A 16,801-nucleotide genomic window follows, 5' to 3' on the forward strand; every position below is an offset into this window, starting at 1 on the left:
TCTTCCTCCGTTTGGAGTGGTCACATGCGAACCCATCACGAGCACGGTGTCCGATTGCCCGAGACGGTGGCCGGCGAGCACAGCGCACTGCCGACGCTGATCGACCTGTGCCGCACTCGTGCGGCAGCAGAGCCCGACCGGAAGAGCTTTGTGTTCCTGGGCGACGGTGTCGAGGAAACCGAATCACTGACCCTGGCCGAACTCGACCGCCGGGCACGAGCGGTCGCCGTGAGGCTACGACAGCGGGTTCCTGCCGCGCGCGCACGCGCGCTGCTCAGTTACCCGCCGGGACTGGATTTCCACGTCGCCTTCCTGGGCTGCATCTATGCGGGTCTGATCCCGGTGCCGGTGGCCCCCCTCGACGGGACGCGGAGCAATGCCAAATGGACTCGGGTGGAGTCGATCGCCGCGAGTTCCGAGCCCTCGCTGTTCCTGTCCACCGGCCCGGTGCTTGCCGCCGCGGAGCACGTCCTCACCGAAACCGACGGGCTCGCCCGACTCATCCGGGTGGCGACCGACGAGGTACACCTGGACCTGGCGCAGGAGTGGAGCCCACCGGTGGCCGAGGCTGAGATGGTCGCCTATCTGCAGTACTCATCGGGATCGACCGGCGTGCCCAAGGGCGTCGCGATCACTCACGGCAATGTGCTGCACAACCTGTCGTTGATATACGACAACACGCGTCGGTCTGCCGACGACGCCGGGCTGCCCCGCCCGTCGTCGGTGTCGTGGCTGCCGCCCCACCACAACATGGGCCTCATCTGCAATGTCCTCGACCCCCTCTTCACCGGCCGGGACGTCACCTTGCTGCCGACGATGACCTTCGTACAGCGTCCGCTCACGTGGCTGCGGGCCATCGCCCGGCTCGGACGCGCCGACAGCTGCGCGCCGAACTTCGCCTACGACCTGTGCGTCCGCCGGGTGACGGACGCTCAGCGCCGGGAACTCGACCTCAGCCGCTGGGAGATGGCCATGGTCGGAGGTGAGCCCGTCCGCTCCGACACGCTCGACCGCTTCAGCGCGGCATTCGCGGAGGCCGGGTTCCGGCGCGAGGCGCTGTCCCCCGCGTACGGCCTCGCCGAGGCGACCGTGATGGTCACGGCCGTGCCGATCGGCCAGGCCCCGGAAGTCCTGCGGCTCGACTCCGAGTCGCTCGCCGCCGGAAAGGTGCGCCCAGCCGCGTCGGCACAGGACAGCCGAGCGTTGGTCGGCTGCGGTCCGATCCATCCGCTGAGCACGGCCATAGCCGTAGACCTGGAGACAGGCAAGCCCTGCGGAGAGGACGAGGTGGGTGAGATCTTCGTATGCGGCCCGAGCGTCGCGACGGGGTATCTGAACGCTCCCAAGGAGACCGCCGAGACCTTCATGGGGTCCCTTCCCGGCCAGCCGGGGGAGCGCTTCCTCCGTACTGGTGACCTCGGATTTGTGCAGAACGGGGAGCTGTTCATCACCGGCCGGGCCAAGGATGTCATCATCATCGCCGGCGCCAACCACTACCCGCAGGACATCGAGGCCACCGTCGAGGCCAGCCACCCGGCAGTCCGCGAGTTCGGTACCTGCGCCGTATCGGTCGATGACGGCGCACACGAACAGCTCATCGTCCTCGCCGAGACGACGGCGGCCGTGGGCGAGATTGGTGATCAGGTGACCGCCCAGGAGATCAAGCGGGAGATCAGGCGCGCTGTCCACGCGGGACACCGCATTCAGGTACACGACGTCGTCCTTCTCAAGCCGGGGACGCTGCCGCTCACGACGACCGGCAAGCTGCAACGGCGCGACAGCCGGGACCGATACCTCGGGGGTTCCTTCGAGGCAGCCCTCATCGAATGACAGGGCGCGCCCTCTGCGCATGAGGTGCCCTGGCGGTGCCTTGCCGGCCAAGGTGTCGGTCTGAGCCACCGCAGGCGACCGATCCGGTGATCGGCGTGTTGCTTCCCTTCGTGTGGCGTCGGTTCAGTGCCCACGGGGCGTGGCCGTTGTCGTCGGGGGACGGCGGACGGTGCTGGTCGACGTCGCCGGCCTGTTCGGTGACCAGCCTCTCGAAGAGGCTTCGGGCCTCGACCATGGCCTCCCGCATTTCCTCGGTGTCGCCCTGGCCGTGTGCCGCTGTGTGCACGCTGCGGTAGCCGTGGACATGGGTGGCGTGGTGGACGGAGAGGGCGGCGATCTGGTCGTCGAACTGTTCGCCGTCGGGGAAGCCGCGATCCCTCGCCAGGCCGGCAAGGAGCGCGTCGGCCGCGGTGACGGCCTTCCGGGGTGATTCGACGAACTGTTCCTGAACGTCGGCCCACTGGGCCCTGTACCGCGCGAGGTCCTCAGGCGACAGCGGCCGCTCTTCGAGGGAGCCGTGCTGCTTGACGCGCTCGCCGAGTTCCTGCTGGGCCGCTTTGGTGTCGCCGTTGTGGCCGGCGACGGCACGGTCGTACTCGGGTCCGAAGGGGTGCTTCAGCCCGCGCCCACCGTCGGCCCGGATACGTCCGCGTTCGACGATGAACAAGATGACCGCCGCGATGACGATCACGGCGATGATCACGATGGTGAGCATGGCTGCCTTCTCTGGCTCTCGGCTCGTAGGCTGCTTTGCTGCATTGCTGTTCCCGTCAATTCCTGTGGGCTGATTCCGCGTTGGCCTGCCGGGCGGCGTCCACGCGATCCGGGCGCCACCCGGGACTGTGCTGGTCAGTGCTTGAAGGCGTCCTTGGCCTTGTCGCCGGACTGCTTCAGGTTCCCGGAGATCTGGTCCGCCACCGCGCCCGCGCATGGCGAGGCCGGCGATCCAGAGGACCAGGAGGACGGCGGCGACCCACCAAAGGGCCTGCATGGTGAAGCCGAACCCGAACACCACCAGGATCAGCAGAAGGAGAAGAATCCAAAGGATCATGGCCGGCTTCCAGATCGCGGGAAGTTCCTGAGTCCGCGGGGACTGGGCGAAGCGGCAAGCTGGGATGCGTCGACCGAGTGATCCGGAGTGGCATGGCCCTACGCCGTGCTGTCAGTCAACGCCTGGCGACTTCCCGTGTCAACGCGGCGTCGACACGGGGGAGTTCTGCGAGCTGGGCAGAGGCTGCTGGGGCAGAAGGATTCGCGATGAGGGCTTCGGCCGGCTCGGTCGGCGGCGATGGCAGGATGCGGTCCTCCCACCACGACAGGCCCAGCACGATGGCGAGCAGGACGAAGGGGGTCGAAACTGGAACGATCAGTACGTACATGTGTATCGCCTGCAATGGGATGCGTGCGACGCGGCGGGCAGTGGATCGTCGCCCGCTTGGAGCGCATCGAGGCCGCGCCGGGATCGCGTGGCGACGGCGAGTGCGGGAGCGGCCCGTTGGTGGCGGGGCAGGTTCCGGCACTGATGCGCGAGGTGCGCCCCCGAAGGAGCGCGAGAGGTGATCGACGCTGCCGGGGGCCGGGGCCGTACTGCGCACGCTAGCTCTCGCAGCACTCCCTGAACAGACGGCAAGTGGCCATCTGCACCGGGCGGAAGACCGGTACATGGGGCGCTATCGGCAATCTCTGGGCAGGGCTACGCTGTTCGCCCAGGCCCCGGCCCCCGGCAGTGATGCCTTGTTCCGCTCCGGGGAGGCCCGCCGTGTTCGTTCTGCTTCTCATCCTGATCATGGTCCTGTTCGGCCTCGGCTTCCTCAACCCTCCCTGGTGGGTGCCCGCGGCCGTGCTGATCTTCGGTGTCACCGGCTACGGTCGCGATCGCCATGGCGGGGGCTGGATCCGTGGTGACGGTTCCGATCTCGGGGAGTACCGGGACTACGAGAGCCGCCGGGATCGTCAGGACCGCTGGGACGGCCGCTACAGCCGTCGGTACCGGGCGCGCCGGAGGCGCGAGGACCGCCGGGACCACGAACTCCGCAGGTGAGCAATGAAGTTGTCCGGCATCCAGAAGTTCCGGGGCGGCGTCGGCCGCACCGGACGCGCCGAAATCATCGAGAGAGGCACGTGCCATGCATCGCACAACCATGCTCCCGAAGGACTGGTGGGATCTGACGGTCGAGACCTTGGCGGAGAACCCGGCGGGTCAGGATGTCGTGGCGCTGCGCGCCGAGATCGATCAGCTGCGGCGGGCGCGGGCCGGCCGTGCGGTCATCGATCAGGCCTGCGGCATGGTGATGGGGTCCTGGCCCCCTGCCGCCAGGGACCGGCCAGGAACCTGCTGGGGGACATCGCACAGCAGTGCAACACCGAACTTCCGGACGTGTCAGCGGCCGTGGTCGCCGCCTGGGAGGGCGAGCCGCTCTCGTGGCAGATGCAGCGTGCGCTGCGGCGGCTCTACCAGACCGGCGCAGCCGGCGAGGGGCAACTGGCGCGCCGCTGAACGCGCATGGAAACGAGGAATGCGTTGCGAGGAATGCGTTGCGAGGAATGCGTTGTGAGGTATGCGCCATGCATCAGGTGACTACGCCCCGCAAGAACAGCCGATGTTGACGGTTGTGGCTTTGGCGGGGGACAACGTCAAACTCCGGAGTGTGGCCGAGGCCCTGGTCGCCACGACGCGGGACGAGCCGCTCCCGGAGCAGATACAGCGGGAACCGCCCGGGGCGCTGCGACGCCTGCATGCGACAGAACGCCGGTGACGGCTCGCGCGATCACGGGTCGGCACCGGGGACTGTGGCAGTCAGCGCCAGGACGGTCAGGTCATTAGGCCGGGGAGGGGTTCGGAGTTGTCGATGAAGGCGCGGGCCACGTCGGACAGTCGCCGGTTGTGAGCGCGGGCGTAGCCGCGCAGCGTGGTGAAGGCCCGCTCCATGTCGATGCTCTGGCGTTCGGCGAGTTTGCCCTTGGCCTGTTCGATCAGCACGCGGCTGTTCAGCGCCGTTTGCAGCTGCTCGTTGAGGACGGTGCTGCGCTGAGTGGAGCGTTGTTGCAGCAGGCTGATGGTGGCGACGTCGGCCAAGGCCTGGGCGACAAGTGTGCCGACCGGGTCGAAGGGGCCGGGGGCGGCGTGGAAGAGGTTCAGGGCGCCAACGGTCTCGTCCCGCAGGCGCATCGGCAGGGCCTGGACGGCTTCGAACCCACTGTGGTGGGCCGCGGTGACGAAGCGCGGCCAGCGGTCGACCTCCCGGGTCAGGTCGGGGACGATCACCTGTGTGCCGGCGCAGAAGGCCTCCAGGCAGGGGCCTTCGTCGTTCTGGAGCTGGAAGAGTTCCAGCAGGCGGACCTGTTCGTCGGAGGCTGCCATCACGCGGAGCTTGCCGTCGCGGTCGGCGAGCAGCACCCCGGCGGCGCTCGCATCGAGCATGCCGACGCAGCGGTCGGTGAGCAGGCGCAGGAAATCAATGAGGTCGAAGTCGGCGACCAGGTTGTCCGCCAGTTCGACGAAGGTCTTGGCCAGGAGCTGTTGATTCATCTTGCACACCCTCGATTGGGACCAGTCCCGCCAGGACGGGGGCGGGAAGTGCAACACGTTCGTCGGATGGCACCGGTGCGTCAGGTTTCCTCGTCGGTCGACTTCGGTTCCGCATCCGGAGAGAACCGGAGCCGATGGGCCACCACGTCGGCGGCGACCTCGGCGAGCCGACGTCCCCGTATATAGGCGTAAGCACGTAGCAGTACGAAGGCTTCGTCGATGCCGACGCCGAGCTGGACGGTGAGGATGCCGGTGGCCTGGTCGATCTCCGCCCGGTATCCGCCCAGGTCCTCGAAGCCGCGATCCAGCAGCGCGCCGTCGACCGGTGCGCCCGTCTCCTCGATCCGTGCGTCGAGCAGGAGCAGCGTGGCGAGATCGGCGAACGCCAGCGCGTCGGCCAGTTCCTCCGTGCTCAGCACGGTCGGCACGTCGGCATACAGGTCCAGGACTCCCGGGCTGATCGCCCCCATCTGCAGGGGGAGCGCGAAGACCGCGCGCGCCCCGGCCTCCAGGGCCGCATCCGCGAACACGGACCAGCGATCCTGCAGCGCACCGGTGAGCAGATCGGGTGTCAGGACGGCCGAGCCGTGGGTGAAGGCGTCCACGCAGGGTCCCTCGCCGAGGGTGAGCTGGAGTTCTTCCAGCTGTTCGCTGATGGTGTCGGTGCTGCAGAGGGGATGGCTTGCGGTGGTCGTGGACATAGCTGATATGCCGGCCCCGTCGACCGGGAGTGCTGCCACGGCGGCGGTGCACACGTCCAGCACGCCGACCCGGGCACCGCGTCGGGCGGCCTGCTCGGCGACCAGTACCTGGATGCGGGCCGAGCGGCTGTCGGACCTCACTTGGGCCACCGGGCCCAGGCGTCGTGTGCCAGTTCCTCCAGTCTCGCCGTGGTTCGTAGCCCGAGGGGGAGGACCAGGGCATGGAACATGGTCGGGCCCGGCCGCCATACTTCTCCGACGTCCAGCCATCCCCAGGAACGGAGCGAGGTGAGGGCCGGGTGATCGTCCTGATCCATGAGGGTGGCGCCGAGTGACGCCTGGTGGTCGCTCAGCAGCCGCTCCTGCAACCGGCAGGCCACGTCCTGGTCCCGCGGGTGCGGCTGGACCAGGACGCTGGTGATCGCGAAGACGCCGCCGGACGCGGCGAGTTGCTCAATGCTCTGCGGCAGTGCTCCGTCGAACCCGGTCCACCAGAGCCCGTCGCTGCGCACCGGGAATCCGAAGGCGCATCCGACCAGGTGGTCGGTCTCCGCGATCACCATGGCGAACCCCGGCCGCCGGATGTCGCCGGTGAGACGGTCCAGGAAGTTCTGACGGCTACGGCTGCGGTACGCCTCAGCGGCAGAGGTCTCGCGCGAGTCGGCGTACAGATCCGCCAGCCCCCCGCCCAGGTCCTGCGCCTGCCAGCGGTTCACGCGCCGCAACCGCACCGCGTCCAGGGTGGACGACTCGCCTGCACGGGGCTTGTGCGGCTGCCCCTGCTCCGGCTGGGCTGTCACCGCACATCGCCTGACAGGACAGTCACCAGCGGAACATTCCGGTGCGGCGCGGCCGGAGCGGCCGGGGCGTCCCCGAGAGACGGTGGCACCTGCCCGAGCGGAAGGCCGAGAAGCCAGAACCCGGAGCCGGTGAGGTCGAGGATCCGGCCCAATGTCGGTGGCGGGTTGTGGAGTCGTAGGATCCCGCCGGCCTCCGTGGTCTTCTGCGCGGCGTAGAGGAAGGAGTTGAGGCCGCTGCAGTCGCAGAAGGTCACGGGAGTGAGGTCGACATCGATGATGCGGATGCCGTCGCTCAGGCACCGTGCCAGTGCCGCGCGCACCAGCGGTGCCGATTCCAGGTCGATCTCGCCGGCCAGGGTGATCAGTGCCCGGTTCTTTCGGTCATGACGGTAGATGGTGGGCTGGGGGAGGGGCATGACGCCTCGGTTCGGAAGACCATCCGGCAGCACACGCGGTGACGCCGGGGCTCCCGGCCCTCTCGGCGCGTTGTCGGCAGGGGCGTACGTTCGGCGGAGGTGGAAGCGACGGCCGGGCCGACAGTCCGTGCAACAGGACAGAGGAGCCACCCGGTTCTCTCCAGGGATGCGTCGGGTGACGGTCCAAAGGTCCGTTCCCCGCAGCCATCTGTGTCGTGAAACGACAAGCCGCCGGGGTCCAGGACGCCTGTTCGGCAGCATAGACCTCGCGCGGGTGCTCCAGGTGGTCCGATGCCGTCCGGTCTCAGAATGCGGACGGTGTTAAAGGTCTATGGAGCTTGCATATCCGGTGCCCTGCGCGGGGGTTGGGGGAGTGGCGCGAAGGTGGCGGCCCGACAGCCGCTCAGGTATGGCAGTCCGTGGACTGCCCGAGGCAAGGCGGCTTCGCATGACGGAGTCGAACGGTTGAACCCTGCGGAAGCTCGATTCCGAGGACCCCAGCACCGGCGTGGGCATGATGCTTCGATCGCACGGACCGGGCTTCAGGAGCCGCCGGAGACCCGGGGCCGGACGGCCATCGCGGACGGGGTGGTGGAGAAGATCGCCGGGATCGCCGCACGCGAGGTCCACGGTCACCCGCACCATGGGCGCGGTACACGACCGGGTCCCAGGCGGCCGCGCGAGCGCGGGACGCGCCGTCAAAGTCGAGGTCGGCGAGAAACAGGCCGCCATCGACCTCCACGTCGTCGAATACGAGGTCAGCATCCGCGAGGTCGCCGCAGAGGTCCGCGAGAACGTGATCGCTGCGGTGGAACGGATGACGGGCCTGGAAGTCGGCGAGGTGAACATCGCCGTCAACGACGTGCACCTGCGGGGCGAGGGCACGCCGCAGACCAGCGAGGGCCACGTGCTCCAGTTGCGAGGCGGGCAGGGGCAAGGACTCCGCCCCATGGCTCCTCCGTGACATGGGGACAGCCCTCGACTGCACGTGGTGACCGCCTGATCCGGACGCAACTCGGCCCGGCTGGTGGACAACCCGCGGTGGCTCCGCGCTCGGATCCCTCGGCGAGAGGATGGAACACATCGCTTTGCTCAGCGTCGACTTCCGCTTCTCCGGGTGGAGCTTCGCCGGGTGGACCAGCCTGACCCCACGCCGGCCGAGTGCACAGCGAGGAACGCAAGCCCAACAAGCATGAGGCTCGTCGGGCTGAAGATCACCTCGGTCGACGTCTCGGTGACACGGATGATGAAGGCGATGCCGAAGAGCGCGGCGGCTACGAATGCGAGCATCTGTCTACCCCTACCGGTGGACGACGAACCACACGTGATCCCGGTGGCTGCGCCGCTACCTGCCGGATTCCCCGGACGGCGCCGATCAGTCGCGCACATCCCGCACCGGAGCCGACGACGACACCCCCCACCTGACCCGCTGACGCTGTGCACGAGACAACCGGGACTGCTGCTACCGCGAACCCCTCGGCCACCCAGCCCACAGGTCGACCGAACCGGCATGTCGTCTCTGGAACCTGGCACAGCAGGTCATGGCGCTTCTGGATTGGCCGAGGTGAGGTGGGGCGGGGGTGCGGGCGAAGTCCACGGCCGAAGGCCGACCGGCGGCCGTCGCCATGTCCAGCCCTCGGAAGAAGTCCGGGCACGACCGGGGGAGGAGGTCGCTGACTGTTCTGCCGGCGCCCGAGAGGGGTCACGGTGGTGGTGCGGGCGAGGTGGTTGGCCAAGGGGCGAAGCCGCGGGGCGGCCTGTCGCATGGTCGTCCTCGTCGGCTGAACGACGTGCCGGACTGCAGCAATCACTCATGGGCCACCCCGCGCCCCAGCTACTTGCTGAGGACGCCTCAGCGCTGTGGGACTGAGCCCGATTCAGCCAGTATCCGGGCTCACCGATCGCAGCAGTCCTGTCTGGCGAAGTGCCGCACCGCGAGCAGGGGGAGCGTCCGTGCCGACGCGCCGTGGCGTGTACCGGCGTTGTCCCCTTTCCGTCGCGTGGGGGAGGAGGACAACGCCGGTGTGTTGTGGGCTGCTGTGCTCAGTTGGTGGTGAGCATGCCTTCGCGGAGCTTGGCGAGGGTGCGGTTGAGGAGGCGGGAGACGTGCATCTGTGAGACGCCGAGGTGTTCGCCGATCTGGGCCTGGGTGAGTTCGTCGACGAACCGCATGTGGATGATGCGGCGTTCGCGGTCGTCGAGCTGGGAGATCAGGGGGGCGAGCGCGTTGAAGTCCTCGACGAGTTCGAGGGCGGTGTCGTCGATGCCGATGAAGTCGGCGAGGGCGGCTTCGCCGTCTTCGCTGGAGGTGATGGCGGCGTCGAGTGAGGCCGAGGTGTAGCCGTTGGCGGCCTTGCGGGCCTCGATGACCTCTTCCTCGGACAGGGACATCAGTTCGGACAGTTCCCGTGTGGTGGGCATGCGGCCGAGTCGGCCGCGGAGCTCCTCGGTGGCCTTGGCGAGCGCCACGCGTGCTTCCTGCAGCCGGCGCGGGACGTGGACGGCCCACGTGGTGTCACGGAAGAAGCGCTTGATCTCACCGACGATGTAGGGGACGGCGAAGGAGGTGAACTCGACCTCGCGGGACAGCTCGAAACGGTCGATGGCCTTGATCAGTCCGATCGTGCCGACCTGGACGATGTCCTCCATCTCGTCCTGTCCGCGGCTGCGGAAACGCGCGGCCGCGAACTGGACGAGGGTGATGTTCATTTCGATGAGGGTGTTGCGCGCGTACTGGTACTCGGGCGTGCCCTCTTCCAGAACGGCGAGCTGGTCGAAGAACAGCCTCGACAGCTCGCGGGCATCCTTCGGAGCGACCTGCGACGGGTCACTGATCTCCGGCAGCACAACGGTCCGCGCCCCTGCCGTCTCGGTCACTGTCATGCTCGTCCCCTCCTGCGTGATCCAGCCTCATAAGCCGCCTGCTCCTGAGCGGCCAGAGACGGCGTACCCGCAGTTGAGGCATGCATGCCAGGCAATTCCGCAGTGGATCTGCTGCTCGGCCATCCGGCCTCAGGAGTCAAAGCGGAAGCGAGGTTAACCCATTCGGCATGCGGGGTTTCGACGTAGGGCCGACCGCCCTCGCCGAGATGCCGTCCCGGCGAAGCCCCTGGTGCTGGCACGACGGGCAATGCGACGTCAGGACTTTGCCACTGCGGTCACCTTCCCCAGCGACGGCCAGGTGTGCCGCCCGACCCTTACGCCGGGTCGCTACCGCAGCAGGAGGACGCTCACGGTCTTGCTGTCCGGGGCGCGACCAGGTCCAGGGTGTAGGCGCCGCCGTCGCGCAGGGCGTTGTTCGAGGCCGACTAACTCTACGCAAGACTCGCGAAAATCTATGTTGGCTGGAGTAGACATTGGGAGATCGTCTGGCTATGGTTTCTCTCGTAGTCGAGATCAGCAGGGCCCGGCAGACACGAACTGCCAGGCAGCGGTACAGGTAGTTGGAATGTGCAGGACGGTGCGGTGGTGGAGCTCCGAAGCCAGGGTTGTCGCAGGACGGCGACGGGGCTGACGACCGGACCGGGCGGCCCGCAGTGATCAGGGGCCGCCGCGAGCAGGACCGCAGTTGAAGTTGCAGTACCCGTCAGTGCAGTTCGCGGTATCCAGCAGTGAAGGTATGTGAGTGGTTCCTCGGTGAAGGCGTCGGCTGCGGGCGCGCGCACCGGGAGGTTCGGCAGTGGGGTTCCAAGCCAGAGCAGACGCAGGACGGGTGACGGGGCTGGCTGCCGAAGAGTGGCGCTGTCACAGGTCACCGAGCAGGTCGCATCACCAGCAGTACGCGGTAGAGCAGTACCAGTAGTGAGTTGATCCCAGAGGGAAAGAACGGAGGAGCCGAGCGCCATCAGGATCGCCCGGGCGGAATGGCTGAGCCCGGGTACCGCAGGACATCGATAGTGAGGTGGTCTCCGGTCGAGCAACCGCGATCCCCGCATTCCCCGCCCTCTCCCGGGTGGGTGTGCGGAAACAGAAGGTCGGCGCAGTATCAGGGCCGGCAGATGGTGTAGCAGTTCCTTCGGGGCCCTGGCGCGAACAGCGCCGGGGCCCCTCCACGCGTTTCTCGGAGAGGTGCAAGTGACAGCAGACGACTCGTTCGGCCGGCTCGACGACGACGATTACCCCGCCTACACCATGGGCCGGGCCGCAGCGTTGCTCGGCACCACCCAGGGCTTCCTCCGCGCCCTCGGCGAAGCCCGCCTCATCACCCCGCTCCGCTCCGCCGGGGGGCACCGCCGCTACTCCCGCTACCAACTGCGCATCGCCGCCCGTGCCCGCGAGCTCGTCGACCAGGGCACCCCCATCGAGGCCGCCTGCCGCATCATCATCCTCGAAGACCAGCTGGAAGAAGCCCAGCGCATCAACGCCGAACACCGCCGGACGGCCGGACCGTCGAACCCGACGGGTCGGTAGCGGCTGTGAGGGGCTAGGTCGGGGGCGCAGTCTCCCTGCGCCGTTTGGGTGTGGTGGTTGAGGCTGCTTCCCGCAGTAGAGCGAGCCTGCGGCGTCCCATGAGCGCCGGGCCCGCCTCGACTCCCGTAGAGGCCACCAGGCCCGGTGCGTCCCTGGCGGGCAGCTTCGATACCGGGTTTCATGCTTCCGGGTTTTGCAGCCGGCACAGCGGGATTGCTGTCCCAGAGTTCAACCCGCACCACGGCACTGGTGACCCGCAGGTGCAGGAGGGCCGGTCCCGGCGCGTACTTTCGGGCGTTGGTCACCAGTTCGCTGACGATCAACTGGACGATCTCGGACTCTCCCCACAGGGCGTCATGGATGCGGCGCCCGTCGGGCGGACGGCGAACGAACACCCAAGTTTCAGCCCGCTGTCAGCTGCCATGTCCGGGTGAAGCCGAGCCTTTGGGCGCACGGCACTTCCGGAGGCCGCAGTCTGCTCGACACGATCCACGGTGACGTCCCCTCACCGGATCGAACGCTCGACCACTGCTCCGGACGCCGCGATCAACGCAGGTCCGCCTCATGGTGGTGGCCGCTCTTGGCCGCTGTTCAATGCGATCCTGCGGACAGCCGCGCACGCCACAGCGCCCCGACGACCTTGGTTGCGGCCGGCGACTCCGCTTTTCTGGAACGTTGCCCTGCGAGTGAGTCAATATCTGTGCTCGTGAGGTGAGAGTTTGCCGGACCGTGTAGTGAGAGTTTTTGCCGCAATGAGCGGAGTGGAATTACTTAACCGACGCGGGTCGTTGCGGCGTGCTACTGTCCATCTCAGTTGCAGTTGTGGTTCCCGAACTTCAAGTACTCCCACTCGGCTTCTGTCGGGGAGAGCGGTTTTGTATTTCCGGTCGTTTTCCGGCGGGGTAATCATCGCGGCGACACGGTGTTCGCACAGTGCGGATTCCGGTGTACTGCCCCAAAGGAGATATGACATGGCTGCTGGTACCGTGAAGTGGTTCAACGCGGACAAGGGTTTCGGCTTCATCGAGCAGGACGGTGGCGGCGCTGATGTGTTCGCCCACTTCTCGAACATTGCCGCCCAGGGCTTCCGTGAGCTGCTCGAAGGCCAGAAGGTGACCTTCGACATCGCGCAGGGCCAGAAGGGCCCGACGGCCGAGAACATCGTTCCGGCCTGACGCTGACGCGCACTGTGTAGCTGGGGCCCGCACCCCTCGGGGTGCGGGCCCCAGCTACACGCATTTTCCCGCAGTGGTTTCACCTGCGGGACGGCTCGGAGAAATCCGCAGTCTCACCACACGCGGCTCCTCCTTCAGGATGCAGGCGCATTCTGAAGGGCCACACCGCACCTCGACGCCCGGGACTTTACGTCGTCGCTGCGTCAGCTATTTCAGTATTTACGCCTGCCGCGGATTCCCGTCGGCCGGATTTGCTTTGACATCGGTCCATACTTGTAATTCCGTGCTGCTCACTGCTTGCGGGAATTCCTTGATATGTGCCGCATCGAGGAAGGTTCCGCATGAACCGCACACGTACGAACGACTACTCACCCCGCACCCGTAATGGCAGTGCCGACGCAGGAAGGGGCGGCAGCCGCTTCGGCTCGTCGGCACCGCGCCGTTCCGGCGGTCCTGCTCGTTCAGGCGGTTACGGCCGCCGGCCCGCCCCCGTGCAGGGTGAATTCGCGCTCCCCACGACGATCACCCCCGCGCTGCCTGCCGTGGAGAGCTTCGCCGATCTCTCCATGCCCGAGCAGCTGCTGGCCGAACTCGGCAGGCAGGGTGTGAGCGCGCCTTTCCCGATCCAAGGCGCGACGCTGCCGAATTCCCTGGCGGGCCGTGACGTCCTGGGCCGCGGGCGCACCGGCTCGGGCAAGACCCTTGCCTTCGGTCTCGCCCTGCTGGCCCGTACCGCCGGGCAGCGCGCTGAGCCCCGCCAGCCGCTGGGGCTGATCCTCGTACCGACGCGTGAGCTGGCGCAGCAGGTGACCGACGCGCTCACTCCGTACGCCCGGTCCGTCAGGCTGCGGCTGGCCACGGTGGTGGGCGGGATGTCGATCGGCAGGCAGGCCGGCGCGCTGCGAGGCGGGGCCGAGGTCGTCGTCGCGACTCCGGGCCGGCTCAAGGACCTCATCGACCGGGGCGACTGCCGGCTGAACCAGGTGGGCATCACGGTGCTGGACGAGGCCGACCAGATGGCCGACATGGGATTCATGCCGCAGGTCACCGCGCTGCTCGACCAGGTGCGTCCGCAGGGGCAGCGGATGCTGTTCTCCGCCACCTTGGACCGTAACGTCGACCTGCTGGTGCGCCGCTATCTGACGGACCCCGTCGTGCATTCGGTCGACCCGTCGGCCGGTGCGGTCACGACGATGGAGCACCACGTCCTGCACGTCCACGGCGCCGACAAGCACGCCGCCACGACGGAGATCGCCGCCCGCGACGGCCGCGTGATCATGTTCCTGGACACCAAGCACGCCGTCGACCGGCTGACCCAGGACCTTCTCAACAGCGGGGTTCGGGCTGCCGCGCTGCACGGCGGCAAGTCGCAGCCGCAGCGCACCCGCACGCTGGCGCAGTTCAAGACGGGGCACGTCAGCGTGCTGGTGGCGACCAACGTCGCGGCGCGCGGCATCCACGTCGACAACCTCGACCTCGTCGTGAACGTCGATCCGCCGACCGACCACAAGGACTACCTCCACCGCGGCGGACGCACCGCCCGAGCCGGCGAGTCCGGCAGCGTCGTCACCCTGGTCACACCGAGCCAGCGCCGCGGCATGGTCCGCCTCATGGTGGACGCCGGGATCCGGCCGCAGACCACCCAGATCCGCTCGGGCGACGAGGCCCTGCACCGGATCACCGGCGCCCAGGCCCCGTCCGGCATCCCGGTCGTCATCACCGCACCGGTGGCCGAACGCTCCAAGCGCAGCACCTCGCGAGGCCGGCGCCGCCCCTCTTCGACGACCCGGCGCGCGCCCGTACGCCAGACCGTCTTCGGCACGGCGGCCTAGAACCTTCGTGATCAGGAAGCTGACCCATCTCTGCAGGAGGCACCTTGTGACGCTGGTTCAGATGCAGCCCCGCCCGGCGAGCGCCGACCCCCGACACAACACGGTGGCTGAGGTCATGGACGCGGCCGGACCGCAGGTCTGTGACGACATGAGTGTCGAGGTGGCGCTGTCGGTCATGGCCGCCGCACGCACGGGTCGGCTGGTCGTCTGTGACCAGGACGGCCAGTGCACCGGCCTGGTCACCCGGACCGAACTCGCCGCCGTCCGCGACAGCTCCGCCTACACGGACCGCGTCCGCCTGCGCGACCTCCTCGGCGACCACGGGTCGTTCACTACATCCGTGGCCACGACGGCCGAAGCCGGGCACGCGATGCGCTCCCGCCGGCTCGGTGCCCTGCGGGTGGTCGACGGGCAAGGCAGCGCTCTGGGCGTCCTCGCCCTCTCCCGCTGAACCGTCTCACCCTGGCCGGACCGTTCTCCCGCTTCTCTCTGTGAGGTCACATGCGCTGTGTCATCGCCCGCTTCCCCTTCGAGCTCACCAAGAGCGGCGTGCTGGAATCGATGAAGGGCATCAAGCCCGAACTGGGTACCGGCGAATCCGTGATCATCGGCCGCCGCCACTACCCCGTCAAACAGGTCGGCCAGGTCATCACCCGCCAGGACCGGCGTGATTTCAGCGCCGGCGAAGTCCTCCGGGCCATGACGCAGCTCGGCTTCACCTGCCGTACCCTCCCCGAGGCAGCACCCGTACGCATCCTCAGCCCGCTCCAGCACGCTTCCGCGATGCTCGGCACTCCCGTGTCCGTCTGACCGGGGAAACAGGCACGAGCCGACACCTGAACAGCGGTGTGGGCCTGGCCTGCATGCGCCGGCCGGGCCCACACCGCTTGCGACGGGTTGCCGTCGCGGTGGTCGCTCAGTGGTCGGAATAGCTGAAGTCGCCCACGGTCCAGGCGCCGACGTCGGCGATCGCCACGCGGTACATCCCGCCCGTCTCCGGGATCCCCACCGTGCCTTGCAGGATCCGGGCGACATGGAAGTGCAGATGCGTGGGCGGCCCGTTCTTCGCGGGGGTGTCGAAGACGGCTGAGAATTCTCCCAGGCGGGCGGAATCCGTCAGCACGTCCGACACCCTCTGCCGCCACACCGCTTCGGGAGCAAGCCGGCCGGTGATGACAGCACCACCGATGACCACGGTCAGGGACATCTGGTTGCTCTGCCCGGACTCCACCAGGGCGGCGACGTCAACGAGCAGCTCGTCAAGCTTCGACATGCGCCGATTATATTGACTGGCCACCCTGAGGTTCCCCCGGTGTGCGGGAGGCGCTGACTGGATGGCACCGTCCGCCATCCTGCAGACGCACACGTGCCCGTCCGGGCACTGCTGGAACTGTTCACCCATCACGACAAGCAAGCGCTGAGGCTCAGACCCTGCTCCAGGCATCGAGGAATGCTTTGCGTCCTGTCGGATCGTCGGACCTGCGGTCCGCGTGCAGGACGCGCCAGGCGGTGAGTTCGAGGTCACGGAGCCATAGTTCTCCGATGACCTGTGTCTTGAGGTCGGGAAAATGGTCGGACTCGGCGAGGGCCTGACCGATCACCTCCCCGGCTGCGACGCGCTGGGGCGGAGTCATCTCATCGACAGCCGACAGGATCTGTCGGGCCAGCACGATTCCTTCTCCCGCCAGGGAACGCAGCACCGCAGTCTTGATGTTGGCAGGCAGCAGGTACGCGGTGCCAGAAGTCCTCCACAGCTCCGACCAGAAGCGTTCTCCTGCCTTGGTGGGGGCAGGCAGCGCGGCCAGCAGTCCCAGGAGGTGACCGGTGGCCGCATACTCATCGGAGTGGGCGGCTGCGACGACGGCGATGCCGGCGACGCGCTGCACATCGAGATCGCCGGCTTCCCGTTGCGGAGCCAGACCCAGTTGGTGTTCCAACTGGTCGGCGAGGGGGCCGGACAGGTGGGGGCTGACCTCAGGAAGCATCGGCGATCCTTGCGCGCAGGGAGCGGAGATACCCGCTCGGGAGCTCTGATCGTTCCCATGAGCAGCTGATCTATTCCGCTTCGAGCCCGATGGGCGGCAGCAGCAACGGGCCGGAGTTCACAC

General features: G+C 67.9%; 16 protein-coding genes and 2 pseudogenes. 9 read left to right on the forward strand and 9 right to left on the reverse strand.

Annotation, left to right across the window (positions count from 1 at the left end):
• Positions 1–24 precede the first annotated feature (24 nt).
• On the forward strand, positions 25–1,830 hold the full coding sequence (locus ACF07B_RS13485) for a fatty acyl-AMP ligase (RefSeq protein ID WP_392179056.1): 1,806 nt from the start codon (positions 25–27) through the stop codon (positions 1,828–1,830).
• Positions 1,831–2,026: 196 nt separating this feature from the next.
• Here the strand turns inward: ACF07B_RS13485 and ACF07B_RS13490 are convergent.
• Positions 2,027–2,545 (reverse strand): annotated as a pseudogene (locus tag ACF07B_RS13490) (hypothetical protein); the annotation flags it as partial.
• Between the two features lie 153 nt (positions 2,546–2,698).
• Between ACF07B_RS13490 and ACF07B_RS13495 the strand changes: the two are divergent.
• The gene (locus tag ACF07B_RS13495; RefSeq protein WP_392179057.1) at positions 2,699–2,962 is read left to right on the forward strand and encodes a hypothetical protein; all 264 of its coding nucleotides are present in this window, start codon (positions 2,699–2,701) and stop codon (positions 2,960–2,962) included.
• A 34-nt stretch (positions 2,963–2,996) separates the two neighbouring features.
• Here the strand turns inward: ACF07B_RS13495 and ACF07B_RS13500 are convergent, their stop codons facing one another.
• Complete coding sequence (locus ACF07B_RS13500) at positions 2,997–3,209, reverse strand: hypothetical protein (protein ID WP_392179058.1); 213 nt, start codon at positions 3,207–3,209, stop codon at positions 2,997–2,999.
• A 380-nt stretch (positions 3,210–3,589) separates the two neighbouring features.
• On the opposite strand from ACF07B_RS13500, the gene ACF07B_RS13505 reads away from it, so the two are divergent.
• Positions 3,590–3,871: a hypothetical protein gene (locus ACF07B_RS13505; protein WP_392179059.1), complete on the forward strand. Its 282-nt coding sequence runs from the start codon at positions 3,590–3,592 to the stop codon at positions 3,869–3,871.
• Positions 3,872–4,642: 771 nt separating this feature from the next.
• Here the strand turns inward: ACF07B_RS13505 and ACF07B_RS13510 are convergent.
• The 4 genes from ACF07B_RS13510 to ACF07B_RS13525 all read right to left on the reverse strand — a co-directional run bounded on the left by ACF07B_RS13510 (position 4,643) and on the right by ACF07B_RS13525 (position 7,276).
• Positions 4,643–5,359: a GAF and ANTAR domain-containing protein gene (locus ACF07B_RS13510; protein WP_392179060.1), complete on the reverse strand. Its 717-nt coding sequence runs from the start codon at positions 5,357–5,359 to the stop codon at positions 4,643–4,645.
• 80 nt (positions 5,360–5,439) lie between these two features.
• On the reverse strand, positions 5,440–6,201 hold the full coding sequence (locus ACF07B_RS13515; RefSeq protein ID WP_392179061.1) for an ANTAR domain-containing protein: 762 nt from the start codon (positions 6,199–6,201) through the stop codon (positions 5,440–5,442).
• Positions 6,198–6,860 (reverse strand): hypothetical protein, encoded by a 663-nt coding sequence (locus ACF07B_RS13520; protein WP_392179062.1) that lies wholly within the window; start codon positions 6,858–6,860, stop codon positions 6,198–6,200. Before ACF07B_RS13520 ends, ACF07B_RS13515 begins: the two co-directional genes overlap by 4 nt.
• Positions 6,857–7,276, reverse strand: coding sequence for an STAS domain-containing protein (locus ACF07B_RS13525; protein ID WP_392179063.1), 420 nt, complete (start codon positions 7,274–7,276; stop codon positions 6,857–6,859). Before ACF07B_RS13525 ends, ACF07B_RS13520 begins: the two co-directional genes overlap by 4 nt.
• Positions 7,277–7,801: 525 nt before the next feature.
• On the opposite strand from ACF07B_RS13525, the pseudogene ACF07B_RS13530 reads away from it, so the two are divergent.
• Positions 7,802–8,240: pseudogene (locus tag ACF07B_RS13530) on the forward strand (Asp23/Gls24 family envelope stress response protein).
• A gap of 1,079 nt (positions 8,241–9,319) precedes the next feature.
• Here ACF07B_RS13530 and ACF07B_RS13535 read toward each other — a convergent pair.
• Positions 9,320–10,159: an RNA polymerase sigma factor SigF gene (locus ACF07B_RS13535; protein ID WP_392179064.1), complete on the reverse strand. Its 840-nt coding sequence runs from the start codon at positions 10,157–10,159 to the stop codon at positions 9,320–9,322.
• Between the two features lie 1,191 nt (positions 10,160–11,350).
• Between ACF07B_RS13535 and ACF07B_RS13540 the strand changes: the two genes are divergently transcribed.
• The 5 genes from ACF07B_RS13540 (at position 11,351) to ACF07B_RS13560 (ending at position 15,503) form a co-directional block, all read left to right on the forward strand.
• Positions 11,351–11,686: a MerR family transcriptional regulator gene (locus ACF07B_RS13540; protein ID WP_392179065.1), complete on the forward strand. Its 336-nt coding sequence runs from the start codon at positions 11,351–11,353 to the stop codon at positions 11,684–11,686.
• Positions 11,687–12,657: 971 nt separating this feature from the next.
• Positions 12,658–12,861, forward strand: coding sequence for a cold-shock protein (locus tag ACF07B_RS13545; RefSeq protein WP_151471173.1), 204 nt, complete (start codon positions 12,658–12,660; stop codon positions 12,859–12,861).
• A gap of 341 nt (positions 12,862–13,202) precedes the next feature.
• Positions 13,203–14,693 (forward strand): DEAD/DEAH box helicase, encoded by a 1,491-nt coding sequence (locus tag ACF07B_RS13550; protein WP_392179066.1) that lies wholly within the window; start codon positions 13,203–13,205, stop codon positions 14,691–14,693.
• A 46-nt stretch (positions 14,694–14,739) separates the two neighbouring features.
• A complete protein-coding gene (locus ACF07B_RS13555) occupies positions 14,740–15,144 on the forward strand; it encodes a CBS domain-containing protein (RefSeq protein WP_392179067.1) in 405 nt (134 codons plus the stop codon).
• A gap of 50 nt (positions 15,145–15,194) precedes the next feature.
• Complete coding sequence (locus tag ACF07B_RS13560; protein WP_326784465.1) at positions 15,195–15,503, forward strand: SCO5918 family protein; 309 nt, start codon at positions 15,195–15,197, stop codon at positions 15,501–15,503.
• A gap of 106 nt (positions 15,504–15,609) precedes the next feature.
• On the opposite strand, the gene ACF07B_RS13565 is transcribed toward ACF07B_RS13560, so the two are convergent.
• Both ACF07B_RS13565 and ACF07B_RS13570 read right to left on the reverse strand, forming a co-directional pair.
• A complete protein-coding gene (locus tag ACF07B_RS13565; protein ID WP_392179068.1) occupies positions 15,610–15,966 on the reverse strand; it encodes a hypothetical protein in 357 nt (118 codons plus the stop codon).
• Positions 15,967–16,117: 151 nt separating this feature from the next.
• The gene (locus ACF07B_RS13570; protein WP_392179069.1) at positions 16,118–16,678 is read right to left on the reverse strand and encodes a hypothetical protein; all 561 of its coding nucleotides are present in this window, start codon (positions 16,676–16,678) and stop codon (positions 16,118–16,120) included.
• Positions 16,679–16,801: the final 123 nt, after the last annotated feature.

The organism is Streptomyces sp. NPDC015532, from assembly GCF_043078065.1.
Lineage (GTDB): Bacteria > Actinomycetota > Actinomycetes > Streptomycetales > Streptomycetaceae > Streptomyces.